At 70.8% G+C, this 14,113-nt stretch carries 14 protein-coding genes; 5 read left to right on the top strand and 9 right to left on the bottom strand.

The features are described from left to right. Window positions 1–22 precede the first annotated feature (22 nt). On the bottom strand, window positions 23–1,066 hold the full coding sequence (locus HNR30_RS00425; protein WP_181607058.1) for an LLM class flavin-dependent oxidoreductase: 1,044 nt from the start codon (window positions 1,064–1,066) through the stop codon (window positions 23–25). Window positions 1,067–1,132: 66 nt separating this feature from the next. Between HNR30_RS00425 and HNR30_RS00430 the strand changes: the two genes are divergently transcribed. Beyond that, entirely contained in the window at window positions 1,133–2,044 is a 912-nt protein-coding gene (locus tag HNR30_RS00430) for a carbon-nitrogen hydrolase family protein (protein WP_181607060.1), read from the top strand. Between the two features lie 58 nt (window positions 2,045–2,102). Here the strand turns inward: HNR30_RS00430 and HNR30_RS00435 are convergent, their stop codons facing one another. Then, entirely contained in the window at window positions 2,103–3,338 is a 1,236-nt protein-coding gene (locus HNR30_RS00435; protein WP_181607062.1) for a M64 family metallopeptidase, read from the bottom strand. A gap of 121 nt (window positions 3,339–3,459) precedes the next feature. On the opposite strand from HNR30_RS00435, the gene HNR30_RS00440 reads away from it, so the two are divergent. Both HNR30_RS00440 and HNR30_RS00445 read left to right on the top strand, forming a co-directional pair. Then, window positions 3,460–4,407, top strand: coding sequence for a LysR family transcriptional regulator (locus tag HNR30_RS00440; protein ID WP_181607064.1), 948 nt, complete (start codon window positions 3,460–3,462; stop codon window positions 4,405–4,407). After that, window positions 4,373–5,602 carry an alpha/beta fold hydrolase gene (locus HNR30_RS00445; RefSeq protein WP_312894163.1) on the top strand — a complete coding sequence of 410 codons (1,230 nt, stop codon included), beginning with the start codon at window positions 4,373–4,375 and terminating at the stop codon, window positions 5,600–5,602. The genes HNR30_RS00440 and HNR30_RS00445 overlap by 35 nt, the downstream gene beginning before the upstream one ends. Here the strand turns inward: HNR30_RS00445 and HNR30_RS00450 are convergent. The 6 genes from HNR30_RS00450 to HNR30_RS00475 form a co-directional block, all read right to left on the bottom strand. Continuing rightward, window positions 5,599–7,008, bottom strand: a complete 1,410-nt coding sequence (locus HNR30_RS00450) for an ATP-binding protein (RefSeq protein WP_181607066.1) — start codon at window positions 7,006–7,008, stop codon at window positions 5,599–5,601. The genes HNR30_RS00445 and HNR30_RS00450 overlap by 4 nt on opposite strands. Further along, complete coding sequence (locus HNR30_RS00455) at window positions 7,005–8,666, bottom strand: NAD(P)/FAD-dependent oxidoreductase (RefSeq protein ID WP_312894164.1); 1,662 nt, start codon at window positions 8,664–8,666, stop codon at window positions 7,005–7,007. The genes HNR30_RS00450 and HNR30_RS00455 overlap by 4 nt, the downstream gene beginning before the upstream one ends. 24 nt (window positions 8,667–8,690) lie before the next feature. Next, window positions 8,691–9,449, bottom strand: coding sequence for an SDR family oxidoreductase (locus HNR30_RS00460; protein WP_181607070.1), 759 nt, complete (start codon window positions 9,447–9,449; stop codon window positions 8,691–8,693). 9 nt (window positions 9,450–9,458) lie between these two features. Beyond that, window positions 9,459–10,298, bottom strand: coding sequence for an RNA polymerase sigma-70 factor (locus tag HNR30_RS00465; protein ID WP_312894165.1), 840 nt, complete (start codon window positions 10,296–10,298; stop codon window positions 9,459–9,461). Then, window positions 10,288–11,145 carry an NAD-dependent epimerase/dehydratase family protein gene (locus HNR30_RS00470; RefSeq protein WP_181607072.1) on the bottom strand — a complete coding sequence of 286 codons (858 nt, stop codon included), beginning with the start codon at window positions 11,143–11,145 and terminating at the stop codon, window positions 10,288–10,290. The genes HNR30_RS00465 and HNR30_RS00470 overlap by 11 nt, the downstream gene beginning before the upstream one ends. A gap of 67 nt (window positions 11,146–11,212) precedes the next feature. Continuing rightward, window positions 11,213–11,551 (bottom strand): SSI family serine proteinase inhibitor, encoded by a 339-nt coding sequence (locus HNR30_RS00475; RefSeq protein ID WP_181607075.1) that lies wholly within the window; start codon window positions 11,549–11,551, stop codon window positions 11,213–11,215. 107 nt (window positions 11,552–11,658) lie between these two features. Here HNR30_RS00475 and HNR30_RS00480 point away from each other — a divergent pair, with 107 nt between their 5' ends. After that, a complete protein-coding gene (locus tag HNR30_RS00480) occupies window positions 11,659–12,333 on the top strand; it encodes a ThuA domain-containing protein (RefSeq protein WP_220133127.1) in 675 nt (224 codons plus the stop codon). On the opposite strand, the gene HNR30_RS00485 is transcribed toward HNR30_RS00480, so the two are convergent. After that, complete coding sequence (locus tag HNR30_RS00485; RefSeq protein WP_181607079.1) at window positions 12,305–12,940, bottom strand: MerR family transcriptional regulator; 636 nt, start codon at window positions 12,938–12,940, stop codon at window positions 12,305–12,307. The two genes, HNR30_RS00480 and HNR30_RS00485, sit on opposite strands and share 29 nt — an antisense overlap. A 118-nt stretch (window positions 12,941–13,058) precedes the next feature. Between HNR30_RS00485 and HNR30_RS00490 the strand changes: the two genes are divergently transcribed. Next, window positions 13,059–14,111, top strand: coding sequence for a beta-ketoacyl-[acyl-carrier-protein] synthase family protein (locus tag HNR30_RS00490; RefSeq protein ID WP_181607081.1), 1,053 nt, complete (start codon window positions 13,059–13,061; stop codon window positions 14,109–14,111). Window positions 14,112–14,113 lie beyond the last annotated feature (2 nt).

The following is a 14,113-nucleotide window of genomic DNA, read 5'->3' on the forward strand; positions in this document are numbered from 1 at the left end:
GCCTCCTGGAGAATCACAACATTCAGCGGAACGCCGGCATGACCTCGGCGGCGAAGAAGCGCATGACCTGCTTCATCTCCTCGAGCGGCATCGGCCTGGTGCTGCCGAAGTCGCACAGCAGCTGCCCGAATCCCGCGTCGCGCAGCACGGAGATCTGCTCGACGACCCGGCCGGGATCCCCGATGACCTCCAGCTGCTCCCACCGGAAGTCGTTGCTCACCGAACCGCCCTTGAGATAGCGGTCCTGGTAGTACTCGAAGCCCTGGGCGGCCTTGCCGGTGCGCGAATCGATCGGCGCGCTGCGCTCGTTGAAGATGCGCGAGCGGTCGAATCCGGCCTCGAACCGCGCCTGGTCCTCGCGTGCCTGCTCCAGCGTGGGCGCCACGTAGACGCTGCGCGCCACGACGAGGCTGTCGGCGCGCTGTCCCGAGATCGTCTGCCAGGTCTCGGCGGCCTGCACCACCTTGCGGAAGGGTGCCGCGGGGTCGGCCAGGATCGGGATGCCGCGCTCGGCGTACATCGTCACCGTCTCGGGGGAGACGGCCGCCACGTGGATAGGCGGGTGCGGCGTCTGCACCGGGCGGGGCGTCAGCGCCACCTCCGCGCCGGTCTTGTAGAACTTGCCCTCGTGCTGGAACGACTCGCGGGTGAACAGCCCGAGGATCACGTCCAGCGACTCGTTGAAGCGGTCGCGCGCCTCGGCCAGGTCGATGCCGAAGCCCTCGAACTCGAAGCTCTGGTAGCCGCGGCCGATGCCGAGGTCGAGCCGGCCGTTCGAGAGCACGTCGACCAGCGCCGCCTCCTCGGCGACGTGCACGGGATTGTGCAGGGGCAGGACCACGATGCCGGTGCCCAGGCGGATGCGCTCGGTCCTGGCGGCGGCGTGGGCGAGGATCGTGAACAGGTTCGGCACCACGCCGTAGTCGCGGAAGTGGTGCTCGGCCAGGCGCACGCCGTCGAATCCCAGCTCTTCGGCCAGCTCGATGAGCTCCAGGTGGTAGTCGTAGACGTCCTTGAAGCTCTGTCCATCGAACCGATGGAAGAGGTGGAAGGTCGAGAACTTCATGCCGGCCCCTCATCTGCTAACCAAGCGCTCGCTTGGGCAGCGTATCAGGAGCCATAGGATCACGCCATGCGTATCGCCGCCGCCCAAGCCCGCTGCCCCTGGCTCGACCCCGCGGCAGGAACCGCCAAGGTCCTGGACTTCCTCCACGACGCCGCCGACCGGCAGGTCGAACTCGTCGCCTTCCCCGAGACCTTCCTGTCCGGCTACCCGTACTGGCTCAGCTCCACCGGCGGCGCCGCCTTCGACGACCCGCTGCAGAAGCAGGCCTACGCCTGCTACCTCGACGCCGCCGTGGAACTGGGCGGCCCCGAGCTGGCGACCATCACCGAGGCCGTGCGCGACCTGGGGATCTTCACCTACCTGGGCATCAGCGAGCGCTCGGGAGGCACCGTCTACTGCACGCTGGTCGCGATCTCGCCCGACCACGGCGTCGTCTCAGCCCACCGCAAGCTCATGCCGACCTTCGAGGAGCGGCTGGTCTGGGGCACGGGCGACGGCCACGGGCTGCGCGCCCACACCTTCCGCGGGGTGCGGGCGGGCGGGCTCAACTGCTGGGAGAACTGGATGCCGCTGGCCCGCCAGTCGCTCTACGCCCAGGGCGTCGACCTGCACGTCTCGGTCTGGCCGGGCTCCACGGGGCTGACGCGCGACATCACCCGCTTCATCGCGCGCGAGGGCCGGGTCTACTCCCTGGCGGCCGGGGCGCTCATCTCCTTCGACGACGTGCCCGCGGGCTTCCCGTTCACCGTGGAGCAGCCGTCGGGCTACGACGGCGGCTCGGCGATCGCCGGGCCCGACGGCGAGTGGGTCGTGGAGCCGGTCTCGGGCGAGGAACGCCTGGTCATCGCCGATCTCGACCTGGCGCGGGTCAGGGGCGAGCGGCAGAACTTCGATCCCGCGGGCCACTATCACCGCGGCGACGTGCTCCGGCTGACCGTCGACCGCAGGCGGTTGTCGGGCGCCGAGTTCCTCGACTGATCCCCGTACGGCACGCGCCGGGCTGCACCGGCCCTGGCGCGTGCCGTACGGGAAGATCTCAGTGGTTGCCCTTGACCGTCCAGGTCACCGACTGGGTGAGCGGTCCGGCGAGGTGGGCGGGGTCGCGCACGTCGGGTGTCGTGTGCGAGACCTCCACGCGGAAGGTGCCCCCGTTGCCGCCGCCGACGGCCCGCACCGAGGTACGGCCCCGCCAGTCGGCCATCTCGTGGCCGTTCTTGAACCAGCGCACCGTCAGCCCCTCGACCGGGAGCGTGGTGATCGCCAGGGTGCTCTGTCGCGGCACCGGCGAGGTGTTCGGGGTGTGGGCGTCGATCGGCCGGGCGATCTCGAAGAACTCGGCGATCATCTTCTCCCTGCCGACCGAGTTGAACTCCCTGCGCAGGCTGCGCATCAGCGAGTTGTCGCTGGGACGGAAGGCGCCGTACTGCGTGTAGTAGGCGCCCTCGAAGGCGCCGGTCACGCCGCCGTCGGGGGTGGGGGAGCCGAGCCAGCGCCACCACTTGGCCCGCTCGGCGGTCATCTGCTCGGCGTTCTTGATCGTGACGTTGGCCTCGGCGAGCTCCGGGCCCTCGTAGCGGCTGCCGTCGCCGGGGAAGGCCCAGTACGGGTACTCGTCGGCCAGGTCGCCCAGCGAGTGGCCGAGCTCGTGCGGCAGGATCTCCGCGCCCAGCGCGTGCCCGCCCGCGAAGGTGACGAGTTCCTCCTCGGTGTAGCCGGCTCCGCCGTACTTGGTGGTGTTGGCCAGGACCGCGATCTGGTCCATGCCGGGCGCGAGCGCCGCGTGGGCACGCGCGGCGTCGATGTCGACGCACAGCAGCCGCTCCAGGCCGTCGCACCAGAACTGCGCGCCGAGCGGGGTGTCCTTGACGACGTCGGCGGTCGGGTCGCCGGTGACCCCGGAGACGGGGGAGACGACGTTGACCTGCCAGACGTTGAAGAGCTCGCGGTAGGTCCTGAAGGGCTCCTTGGCGGTCATGCGGGCCCAGGTGTCGGCCACCTGGGCGGAGTAGGAGGCCTGGTCGGCGGCGGTGTAGCCATCGCCGAGGAAGGTCAGGTCGATGCGGTTGGCAGGGTCGCCGTTCACCTCGACGGGGGTGACGGTGGCGGTGGGCGCCAGGCGGGCGCGCAGGCGCGGCTCGGGCAGGTCGACGGGGACGCGGGTGATCGTGCCGTCCTCGCTGAAGACCTCCATGGGCCGCGGTCCGGCCGAGGCCTGGGCGGGGGCGCCGATCAGGGTGAGCGTGCAGAGCAGGGCTAGGGTGAGTCGCCGCATGCCGAGGATCGTGGCCGCGCCGGATCACGGCCAGATGACGCGTTCTGCGGCGAAAAATCGGTATAAGCAGGTCAGCGGGCATCCATATCGCCGGTGTTATGGAATGTGATATGGCTTCTCCGTGAGCCTGGAGCTGCGCCACCTCAGAGCCGTCTGCGCGATCGCCGACGCCGGCAGCGTCAGCCGCGCCGCCACCGTGCTGGGCACCTCCCAGCCCGCGCTCACCGCCCAGCTTCAGCGCATCGAGCGGGTGCTCGGCGGGCGCCTGTTCACCCGCGGCAGGCACGGCGTCACCCCGACCCCGCTCGGCGCCTACGTGCTCGAACGTTCCCGCATCCTGCTCATCGGCATGGAGGAACTGCTCGCCGGCGCCACCGCCCGGCCCTCGGGCACGATACGGCTCGGCGGCGTGGCCGGGCCCATCCTGCCCGGCCTGGTCGAGCTGCTGGGGGCGGGCGTGAGCTCCTACGCCGACGACTCGCCCCAGCTCCTGTGCGACCTCGTCGCCGCCGGCCGCCTCGACGCCGCCGTGGTGGCCGACTACCGCGAGCACGAGCTGCGCCCGCCACCTCCGCTGCGCTCGGCGGTCATGGCCGAGGAGCCGATCTTCATGGCCGTGCCCGAGACCCACCCGCTGGCCGTGCGCGACGAGATCGGCCTGGCCGAGCTGGCGGGCGAGGCCTTCGTCCTGTCACCGTCCGACGGCGGCGGCTGGCCCGAGTGTTTCCTGCTGGCCTGCATGCGTGCCGGGTTCGCGCCACGCACCCCCCACCAGGCGGCCGACGGCTGGGTCATCCGCTCCATGGTCACCACGGGCGGCGCGGTCGCGCCCTGCCGCGCTACCTTCGCCGAGAGCCCCGGCCTGGTCATCAGGCCGCTGACCGGCACCCCGCTGACCATGCGCCACCTGCTCGTCTGGCACCCCCACGGAACGCTGGCCGAACGCTCGGAGGAGGTCATCGGGTACGGCACGCGCCTGTTCTCCGCCTATGCCCTCGACCGGCCCAGGTACGTGGAGTGGTTAGGGTTGCGGCGTGAGAGTGACGATGCCCGGCCTGACCGCCGTTGACCACGAGTTCGCCGTTCCGCTCGACCACGCCGACCCCGCCGGGCCCACCATCACCGTCTTCGCCCGCGAGATCGTCTCCCCCGACAAGGCGGGCCAGGACCTGCCCTGGGCGGTGTTCCTGCAGGGCGGACCCGGCGGCAAGTCCCCGCGCCTCGACGGCCCCGCCTACTTCTCCCACATCCTCAAGACCCATCGCGTGCTCCTGCTCGACCAGCGCGGCACCGGCCGCAGCACCCCGGCCGTCGCCGAGGGCTCGCCGAAGGAGCTCGCCCGTCGGCTCGGCCACTTCCGCGCCGACGCGATCGTCGCCGACTGCGAGCACATCCGCCGCGCGCTGGGCATCGAACAGTGGGAGACCTGGGGGCAGAGCTACGGCGGCTTCGTCACCCTCACCTACCTGTCGCAGGCGCCCGAAGGGCTGAAGGCCTGCCACATCACCGGCGGCCTGGCCGGGATCGACGCGAGTGCCGACGACGTCTACACGCGCACCTACCCGCGCGTCCGCGAGAAGATCCGCGCCTTCTACGCCCGCTACCCCGGCGACCGCGCCAAGGTCACCGCCATCGCCGAGCACCTGTCGTCCACCGGGGTCACCCTGCCCGACGGCGACCCGCTGACCTTCAGGCGCTGGCAGTCGCTGGGCATGATGCTCGGCAGGAGCGGCGGCGCGGAGAAGCTGCACTGGCTGCTCGACGAGGCCTGGATCGGCGGGCGGCTGTCCGACGCCTTCCTCTACGACGTGATGATGGAGACGTCGTTCCACGCCGGGCCGCTGTACGCCGTGCTCCACGAGTCGATCTACAGCCAGGGCCCGGCCACCGCGTGGTCGGCCGAGCGCCTGCTGCCCGACGACTTCCGGGCGCCCGACATGTTCACCGGCGAGATGATCTATCCGTGGATGTTCGCCGACATGCGGGCGCTGCGCCCCTTTCGCGAGGCCGCCGAGCTGCTGGCCGAGCGGGACGACTGGCCCCCGCTCTACGACGCGGCCCGCCTGGCGTCCAACGAGGTCCCGGTCGCGGCGGTCGTCTACCACGACGACATGTACGTGGACGCGGGACTCTCGCTCGACACCGCCTCCCGGCTGGGCGCCTGCAAGGTGTGGGTCACCAATGAGTACGAGCACAACGGCTTCCGCGCAGACGGGCGGCGCATCACCGCCCGCCTGATGGAGATGAACGCCGGCCTCGTCTAGGAGACGATCTCCCGCAGCGGCAGCCGTACCTCGAACCACGTGTCACCCGGCGCCGAGCGCATCTTGATCTCGCCGCCGTGGCGGCCGGCCACGATGCGGTAGGAGATGTCGAGGCCGAGCCCGGTGCCCTTGCCGACGCCCTTGGTGGTGAAGAACGGCTCGAAGACCCGTTCCTTGATCGCCTCGGGCACTCCGGGTCCGGTGTCGCCGATCTCGATGATCGCCTCGTCCTCGTCGTGCGCGGTGCGGATCGTCAGCGTGCCCTCGCCCTCCATCGCGTCGAGCGCGTTGTGGATGAGGTTGGTCCACACCTGGTTGAGCTCGCCCGCGTAGGCCGGGATCGGCGGGAGGGTGCGGTCGAAGTCGGTCACCACCGTCACACCGGGCGGGATCTTGCCACGGAAGATCGCGATCGTGCTCTCCAGCAGTTCGTGCACGTCGACCGTCTGGAAGGGCGCCCGGTCCATCTGGGAGTACTGCTTGGCCGAGGCCAGCAGCGAGCTGATGCGCTCGGTGGCCTCGGTGACCTCCTTGAGCATCTGCGAGATCTCGACCGCCTCCGACAACCAGCGCAGCGCGGTGCCGGCGTGCTGGTCGCCGACCTTGTGGCGCACCTTGTCCATGGTCTCGATGGTGAAACCGGCGTTGACCAGGCCGGGAGCCAGGTCCCACGCGTCGTCGATGCCGATCTCCTCAAGCGCGTCGCCGATCTCGTCCTCGGCGTCGGAGACCTCCATCGGGGTGCGCTTGGGCACGTTGCCCACCGCCTGCGCGCACATCTCGACCGTGTCGATCAGCGCCCGCAGCTTCTCGGGCGGGATGCCGCCCTCGGCCAGCTCGGCGAGCTGGATGCGGGAGTTGCGGATCAGCTGCCGCAGCTCGCCCACCGCGCGCACCGCCGCAGCGGCGGGGTTGTTGAGCTCGTGGGTGAGCCCCGCGGTGATCTGGCCCAGCGCGGCCAGGCGCTGCCGCCTGTCGATGATCTCCCGCTGCACGCGCCCGCCCAGGAACATGCCCTGCAGCAGGTGGGTGGCCATGGGGAACCACTCGGCGACGATGTAGGCGAACTTCTTGGCCGGCAGCTCGAAGGTCCTGCTCGGCGCGGTGGCCTTGAGCGAGTGGGTGTACAGCGGCGGCGCCTGCGGGCCCAGCCACGCCTGGGTGGCTCCGCCGTACACGCCGGGCTGGGAGGTGCGGGGCGCGGCGACCGTGCCCGCGGTGGTCTCGGTGATCATCTGCATCTCACCCTCGACCAGCACCACGAAGCAGGTGGCCTCCTCGCCCTGGGTGACGATCATCTCGTCCTGGGCGTAGGTGCGCTCGGCTCCCTTGGTCAGCAGCAGCTCCAGCTGCTCGTCGCTGAGCCTCTCGAAGAGGAAGAGCTTGCGAAGTTCGTCAGCGTTCACTGTTTCTCCAGGTACCTGTGCACCAGCGCCACCGCCATCGCGCCCTCGCCGACGGCCGAGGCGACCCTCTTGATCGAGTCGGAGCGCACGTCGCCGGCCGCGAACACGCCCGGCACGTTGGTCTCCAGGAAGTACGGCTCGCGCCGCAGCGGCCACTGCTTCGGCCGCCGGCCGCCGACCACCAGGTCGGGACCGGTCAGCACGAAACCCTTGCCGTCGCGCTCGACCGTCTCGTCCAGCCACGAGGTGTACGGCTCGGCTCCGATGAAGACGAACAGCCACTGCGCGTCGGCGAGGTATTCCTTGCCGTCCTCCTCGACGCGCAGGCGTTCGAGGTGGCCGTCGCCCTCGGCGCCGGTCACCTGGCTGCGGTAGTGCACCCTGATGTTGGGCTTCTCCGCGATCTGCTCGATGAGGTAGGCGGACATCGACTTCTCCAACCCGTCACCTCTCACCAACACATGAACCGTGCTGGCGAATCCCGACAGGTAGACGGCGGCCTGACCGGCCGAGTTGGCCGCCCCCACGATGTAGACCTCGCTGTCCTGGCAGCTGGGCGCCTCGGTCAGCGCCGCGCCGTAGTAGACGCCGCGGCCTACGAAGTCGTCGAGGCCCGGCGCGTCGAGCCTGCGGTAGCTCACCCCGGTCGCGAGGATCACCGCGTGCGCCGCGATCTGCTCGCCCTCCTTGAAGCTCACCACCCTGGCCTGGCCGTGCGGCTCCAGCGCGGTGACCTTCCTGGCGGTCAGCAGCTCGGCGCCGAACTTCAGCGCCTGCCGCCTGGCCCGGTCGGCCAGCTGCTGGCCGGACACGCCGTCGGGGAAGCCCAGGTAGTTCTCGATCCTGGAGCTCTGGCCCGCCTGGCCGCCGCTGGCGTGCGCCTCGACCAGGACCGTGTTCAGGCCCTCCGACGCGCCGTAGACGGCCGCGCCCAGCCCGGCGGGGCCGCCGCCGATGACGATCAGGTCGTAGAAGTCGGTCGCCGGAGTCGTCGACAGGCCCACCGCGGTGGCCAGCGTCGACTGGGTGGGCGCCTGCAACGCGTCGCCGCCGGCCGTCACCACGAGCGGCAGCCTGCACACCTCGGGGCCGCCGGCCGCGGTGATCAGCTGCGCCGCCTCGGGGTCCTCGGCCAGCATCCAGCGGTAGGGCACGTGGTTGCGGGCCAGGAAGTCTCTCACCTGGTAGGAGGGCGCCGACCAGCGGTCGCCCACCACGCGCAGCTCGGCCTGCTCGACCCGGTCGGCGCGCTGCCAGGCGTCGAGCTGGCCGTCCATCACCGGGTAGAACTTCTCCTCCGGCGGGTCCCACGGCTTGAGCAGGTAATGGTCGAGGTCGACGACGTTGATCGCCTGGATCGCCGCGTCGGTGTCGGCGTAGGCGGTCAGCAACACCCTGCGGGCGAAGGGATACAGATCCATGGCCTGCTCGAGGAACTGCACGCCGTTCAGCTGCGGCATCCGGTAGTCGGCCAGGATCGCGGCGACGTCGTCGCCGCGCAGGCGCATCTCCCGCAGGGCGTCGATGCCCTGCAGCGCCTCTTCCGCCCTGACAATCCGGTACTGCTGGCCATACCTGCGCCGCAGGTCTCTGGCGACGGCCCGGGAGACGCCCGGGTCGTCGTCGACGGTCACGATGATCGGCTTGTCCACACTCACCCATAGAGCATGCCATGCCGCTCTTCAGGCGATTACGTGCGCACTTCCGCCGTCGACCAGCAGGGAGGCGCCGGTCACGAACGAGGCGCGCTCGCTGGCCAGGAAGGCGATCACGTCGCCCACCTCCTGCGGCCGGCCGATGCGCCCGACCGGAACGCGGGCCGCGCGTTCCTTCAGCCCCTCCGGCGTGGAGAACGAGCGCAGCCGGTCGGTGTCGATCGGTCCGGGCAGCACGTTGTTGATCAGCACGCCCTTCGACCCGACCTCGCGGGCCAGCGAGCGCACCACCCCGGCCACGGCCGAGCGGGTGGCGTTCGACAGGGCCAGACCGTCGATAGCCTCGCGCACCGAGCTGCTGGTCACGGTGACGATGCGGCCCCACTCGCGCCCGACCATGTCGGGCAGCACGGCACGGATCAGCCGGACGGTGCCCAGCAGGTTGCGCTGGATGGCGACGTCCCAGTCGTCGAGCGACATGTCGGTGAAGCGCCCCACGGGAGGACCGCCCGCGTTGGCGACGAGGATGTCGGCGGGGCCGAGCACCTCGCGGGTCTCGGCCACCACCCTGGCCGCCGATCCGGGGTCCTCCACGTCGGCCAGGATGCCGTGCACCGTCGTGCCGTACTCCTGAAGCTCCACGATCGCCTCGGCCAGGCGCTCGGGGTTGCGGGCGCTCACGCAGACGTGGCACCCCTCGCGCGCCAGGCTCTTGGCCGCCGCCAGGCCGATGCCGGCACTGCCTCCGGTGATGAGGGCGACCTTGCCCGTGATGCCGAGATCCATAAGGAAGGACTATAGAACCCTCTGCAGTTTGTCGGGATTACCGATGGTGTAGATGTCGTGGATGAGCCCGTCGCGCACGTCGAAGGCCATCAGCTGCATGCGGCCACCCATGTCGACGAGCAGCGCCGGCTGGCCGTTGGCCTCGACGGGGGTGACCGATTCGAGGGTGTAGCGCCGCAGCAGCCCGGTGATGAACTTCACCACCGCCTCGCGACCGGTGATCGGCTTGAGCGCCATGCGCACCTTGCCGCCGCCGTCGCTCCAGGAGACGACCTCGTCGTGCAGGAAGCCGGTGAGCGCCTGCATGTCGCCGAGGCTGGCGGCGCGCAGGAACCCTTCGAGCAGCTTGGCGTGCTCCTCCGAGGAGGGGCTGAACCGGTCGCTGCCCTCCGCGAGCCGTACGGAGGCACGGCGGAAGAGCTGGCGGCAGTTGGCCACCGAGGTCTCGACGATCTCGGCGATCTGCTCGTAGGGCAGCTCGAAGGCCTCGCGCAGCACGAACACGGCGCGCTCAGGCGGCGTGAGCCGCTCCATCATGTGCAGCGTGGCGAAGGAGACGGTGTCGCGCAGCTCGGCGGTGTCGAGCGGGCCGATGTCGCCGGAGAGCACCGGTTCGGGCAGCCACGACCCGGTGTAGGACTCCCGCTTGACCCGGGCAGAGCGGAGCTGGTCGAGGGCCAGGCGAGAGACCACGGTGGTGAGGAAGGCGCGCGGTTCGCGCACCTCCTCCTGGTCGACGCCCTGCCAGCGCAGCCAGGCCTCCTGGACGACGTCCTCGGCGTCCCACATGCTGCCGAGCAGCCGGTAGGCGATGCCCAGCAGGGTGGGACGGAGCTCCTCAAAGTTCACGGGTCGCATCATAGGAAGGCCGCCAGTTGAGGTGGAGCCGGGCCCGGGTGTTGTCGGCGCCGCGCAGCCTGGTCATGTAGTGCACGCCGAAGGCGCCCACGGCCAGCCGCGCCAGGGCGGCGGGCACGCGCTTGGGCGCCGGGGCGCCGAGCCGGGCGGCCAGGGCGGGCAGCCACTCGCGGACGGCCAGCGGGTGGTCGTCGACCACGTTGAGCACGCCGGTGACCTCCCGGTCGAGCGCGGCCACGATCGAGGTGGCGGCGTCGTGGGTGTGGGTGAAGGAGAACACCGAGCCGCCGTCGCCGACGATGGGCATCTTGCCCGACCGGACGGCCTTGGTGACGTAGCCGTTCTTGTCGTAGGAGGTGCCGGGGCCGGTGAGGTGCCCGAACCGCAGCACCAGGCCGCCGGCCTCGGCGGTGCGCCGCTCCAGCTCCACCAGCGCGCCCAGGGTCTGGCGGAACTGCTTGGGCGGGTCGGCCAGGAGCGGCGCGTCCTCGTCGGCCAGGCCCTGGCCGGGCTCGTAGGCGAAGGCCACGCCCTGGGCGATCAGCCGGACGCCGGGCCCGGCGTCGACGAGGTTGCGCATGCCTTCGGTGCGCAGGCGGTTGGTCAGGGCGAACTCCGAGGCGAAGCGCCGGGGATTGAGCGCCTGCGGGATGGCGGTCGCCAGGTGGATCATCACGTCGGGGCCGGCCTGCCGTACGGCACGCGCGAGGCCCTCTCGGTCGAGCAGGTCCACGCCCGTGGACCGCGAGATCGGGACGACCTCGTGGCCCACGGCGTTCAGCAACGGGACCAGCTGACGGCCGATGACTCCGGTGGCTCCTGCGACGAGAACTCGCATGGTGGTCTCCTCAGGTTGTGCGCTTTCGGAGACTGGACGGGCGAGCCGCTCCGGATGTGACAACCGATCAGAAGGAGAACACGGTGCCCGTCTGTCGCAGCATCTCGCAGCGGTTGGGGAAGGTGTGCAAGTAGGTGATCTTGCGCCCCTCCCAGGTGCCGATGAGCCTGACGGCGTAGGGGTTGTACTCCTTGGTGCAGGCGCCCGCACCGCCCGGGTGGGCGGTCAGGTCGCCGTCGACGTCGCGCAGCAGGTCGCAGGCGGCCTCGGGGTCGGGGTGGGCGCCGCCGTCGGGGTCACAGGTGAGGTTGGTCCGCACGGCGGAGCTGATGATGGTCGTCCCGCTGAAGGAGGTGTTGGTCACCGACAGCTCCAGTGAGGTCCCCGGGGTCGGTCCTGCGGTCATGGCCGCCATCAAAACGATCTTGGTGAACATCATGAGCGGGGTGATTCCCCTGATCAGGTCCGCTCAGCGGATGGATTTGGTCAGCTGTCCGTGATGAGATGGCTGCCGTGGCGAGAAATCTCATTCTGTCAGGAGGCCTCTACCACGACTTCGCGGCGACCTCCCAGGCACTGTCCGACGTGCTGGCGGAGATCGGTGTGGAGTCCGAGATCACCGAGGACATCGCGGGAGCTCTGAGCGAGCCCTCGGAGTACCAGCTCATCACCGTCAACGCGCTGCGCTGGCAGATGGGCCTGGAGCGCTTCGCCGACCAGCGGGACGAGTGGGGGTTCCGGCTTCCCGCCCAGGCCCGCACCACCCTGCTCGACCATCTCGACCGCGGCGGCGGCCTGCTGTGCATGCACGCGGCGTCGATCTGCTTCGACGACTGGCAGGGCTGGCCGAGGGTGGTCGGCGCGAGCTGGGAGTGGGATCGTTCGCACCATCCGCCGCTCGGCTGGGCCTCGGTGCGCGTCACGGGCGATCACGAGGTGGTGGCGGGGTTGCGCGACTTCGACCTGGTCGACGAGGTCTACAGCGACCTGCGCGTGATGCCCGACGTCAAACCGCTCGCCAGCGCCAACGGCCAGCCGCTGATCTGGGCACGGCCGGTGCGGCGCGGGCGGGTGTTCTACGACGCGCTCGGTCACGACACGCGCTCCTACGACAACGAGATCCACCGCACCCTGCTGCAGCGGGCGGCGTTGTGGCTCCTCAAGCGTCCGGTGCAGTTGAGAGACTGACCTCGGCCTCCGCCGCTTCCCGCGCCAGGCGGCGCAGGGCGTCGAAGGCCTTGCCGTACAACACCGTGCCGAGCACGACCGACTCGACGGTGCTGTCGCGCGGCCCGTCGGGGGTCACGGACGGGATCTCGATCTCGGTGACCAGACGGTGGGCCAGCTCGGCGTGGTGGCCCAGGTCGGTGGAGAGCTCCAGTTGCCTGAGGCGGTGCAGGGTCTGCACCAGCTCGGCGCGGGCGGGCGCGCGCCGGCCGATCCGCCAGCCTTGGGCGGCGATCAGGCGTTCCGCGTCGTGTTCTGCCTCGCTCCAGTCGTCGCCCGGCTCGGGTGCGACGGCGGCCGACAGGGCGTGGCGGGCGACGCCGAGCATGACGTGGGTGGGCAGGCTGTCGTCATCGACGGCGGAGATGATCTGCTTGATCGAGGCGATGGGCAGCCTGCCCACTTCGAGCAGCGCCCGGATGAGGCGCAGGCGGCGCAGGTGTGACTCGTCGTAGTCGGCGCGGGTGGCGGCGAGCGGGCGGCCCTGGGGGAGCAGGCCTTCGCGCAGGTAGTACTTGATCGTGGCGATGGCCAGGCCGGATCTGGAGCTCAGCTCGGACATGCGCATCGGTGGATACTAGCACTATCCAAACCGAGCAAGCGCTTGTGTTACGATGTGCGGCAACCGTCCGGCCGGGGCGGATCGCGCCCCGCCTCGGCCGGGCGTCCAGCGTCCGGGGAGAGACATGGCAGCCGTCGCCGGCATCGGGATGACCGCGCTCACCAGGCAGTCGGGACGCAGCGTGTTGTCGCAGGCGGTCCAGGCGTGCCGGGAGGCGTGCGCCGACGCGGGGATCGCGCCCGGCGAGGTCGACGGGCTGCTCAGCTACCACCTCGGCGACTCGGTGCCGGTCGTGCAGGTCGCGCGGGCGCTGGGGATCGAGCGCCTGGGCTGGCACAACGACATCTGGGGCGGCGGGACCCAGGCGGCGTCGATCCTGGGCGAGGCGGCCATGCTCGTCTCCAGCGGCACGGCACGCCACGTCCTGATCTATCGAGCCCTGAACGGCCGCTCCGGGCAGCGCATGAACACCGTGCCCACCCACCACGACGACTTCACCCGCAGGTACGGCATGGCCGGCCCGATCTCGATGTTCGCCCTGGCCGCCACCCGCTACCTGCACGACGCCGGGCTGACGGAGGAACACCTGCACGCCGTGGTGGCGCAGTCGCGCGAGAACGCGGCGGGCAATCCGCGCGCCCAGCGCAGGGAGGCTCTCGGCCTCGGCGACTATCTGGCCAAGCCGTACGTCAGCACGCCGCTGCGCACGGCGGACTGCTGCCAGGAGAGCGACGGCGCGGTCGCGCTGCTGGTCAGCGGCGTGCTCGGCGGGCCCCGCATCAGGACCGTCGTGCGCGGCGGCGGGCCCGGCTGCTCGGCCATGGACCGGGCTCCCGACGTGACCGCCGTGTTCTCGCAGTACCTGGCTCCCGAGTTGTGGGAACGCTCGGGCGCCAGACCGCGCGACGTGGACGCCGCGCTGCTCTACGACGCCTACTCCTGGCTGGTGCCCAAGCAGCTGACCGACTTCGGGATCACCGGCGAGCCGGGGCCCTATCTGATGGAGCGCGCGCACGCCTGGGTCAACCCGCACGGCGGGCTGCTCAGCGAGGGGTACGTGCACGGACTCAACAACGTCGCCCAGGCCGTGCGGGAGCTGCGCGGAGGCAGGAGCCTGGCACTGGTCACCGGCTTCGGCGGCTCCTACGGCAGCGCAGCCCTGCTCGAAATGACCTGAAG

Source organism: Nonomuraea soli (assembly GCF_013761175.1).
In the GTDB taxonomy this organism is placed as follows: domain Bacteria; phylum Actinomycetota; class Actinomycetes; order Streptosporangiales; family Streptosporangiaceae; genus Nonomuraea; species Nonomuraea soli.

Coding starts and splice junctions, on each gene's coding strand:
- HNR30_RS00425 (WP_181607058.1), bottom strand. CDS start 1,066: ATGAAGTTCTCGACCTTCCACCTCTTCCATCGGTTCGATGGACAGAGC.
- HNR30_RS00430 (WP_181607060.1), top strand. CDS start 1,133: ATGCGTATCGCCGCCGCCCAAGCCCGCTGCCCCTGGCTCGACCCCGCG.
- HNR30_RS00435 (WP_181607062.1), bottom strand. CDS start 3,338: ATGCGGCGACTCACCCTAGCCCTGCTCTGCACGCTCACCCTGATCGGC.
- HNR30_RS00460 (WP_181607070.1), bottom strand. CDS start 9,449: ATGGATCTCGGCATCACGGGCAAGGTCGCCCTCATCACCGGAGGCAGT.
- HNR30_RS00470 (WP_181607072.1), bottom strand. CDS start 11,145: ATGCGAGTTCTCGTCGCAGGAGCCACCGGAGTCATCGGCCGTCAGCTG.
- HNR30_RS00475 (WP_181607075.1), bottom strand. CDS start 11,551: ATGACCGCAGGACCGACCCCGGGGACCTCACTGGAGCTGTCGGTGACC.
- HNR30_RS00485 (WP_181607079.1), bottom strand. CDS start 12,940: ATGCGCATGTCCGAGCTGAGCTCCAGATCCGGCCTGGCCATCGCCACG.
- HNR30_RS00490 (WP_181607081.1), top strand. CDS start 13,059: ATGGCAGCCGTCGCCGGCATCGGGATGACCGCGCTCACCAGGCAGTCG.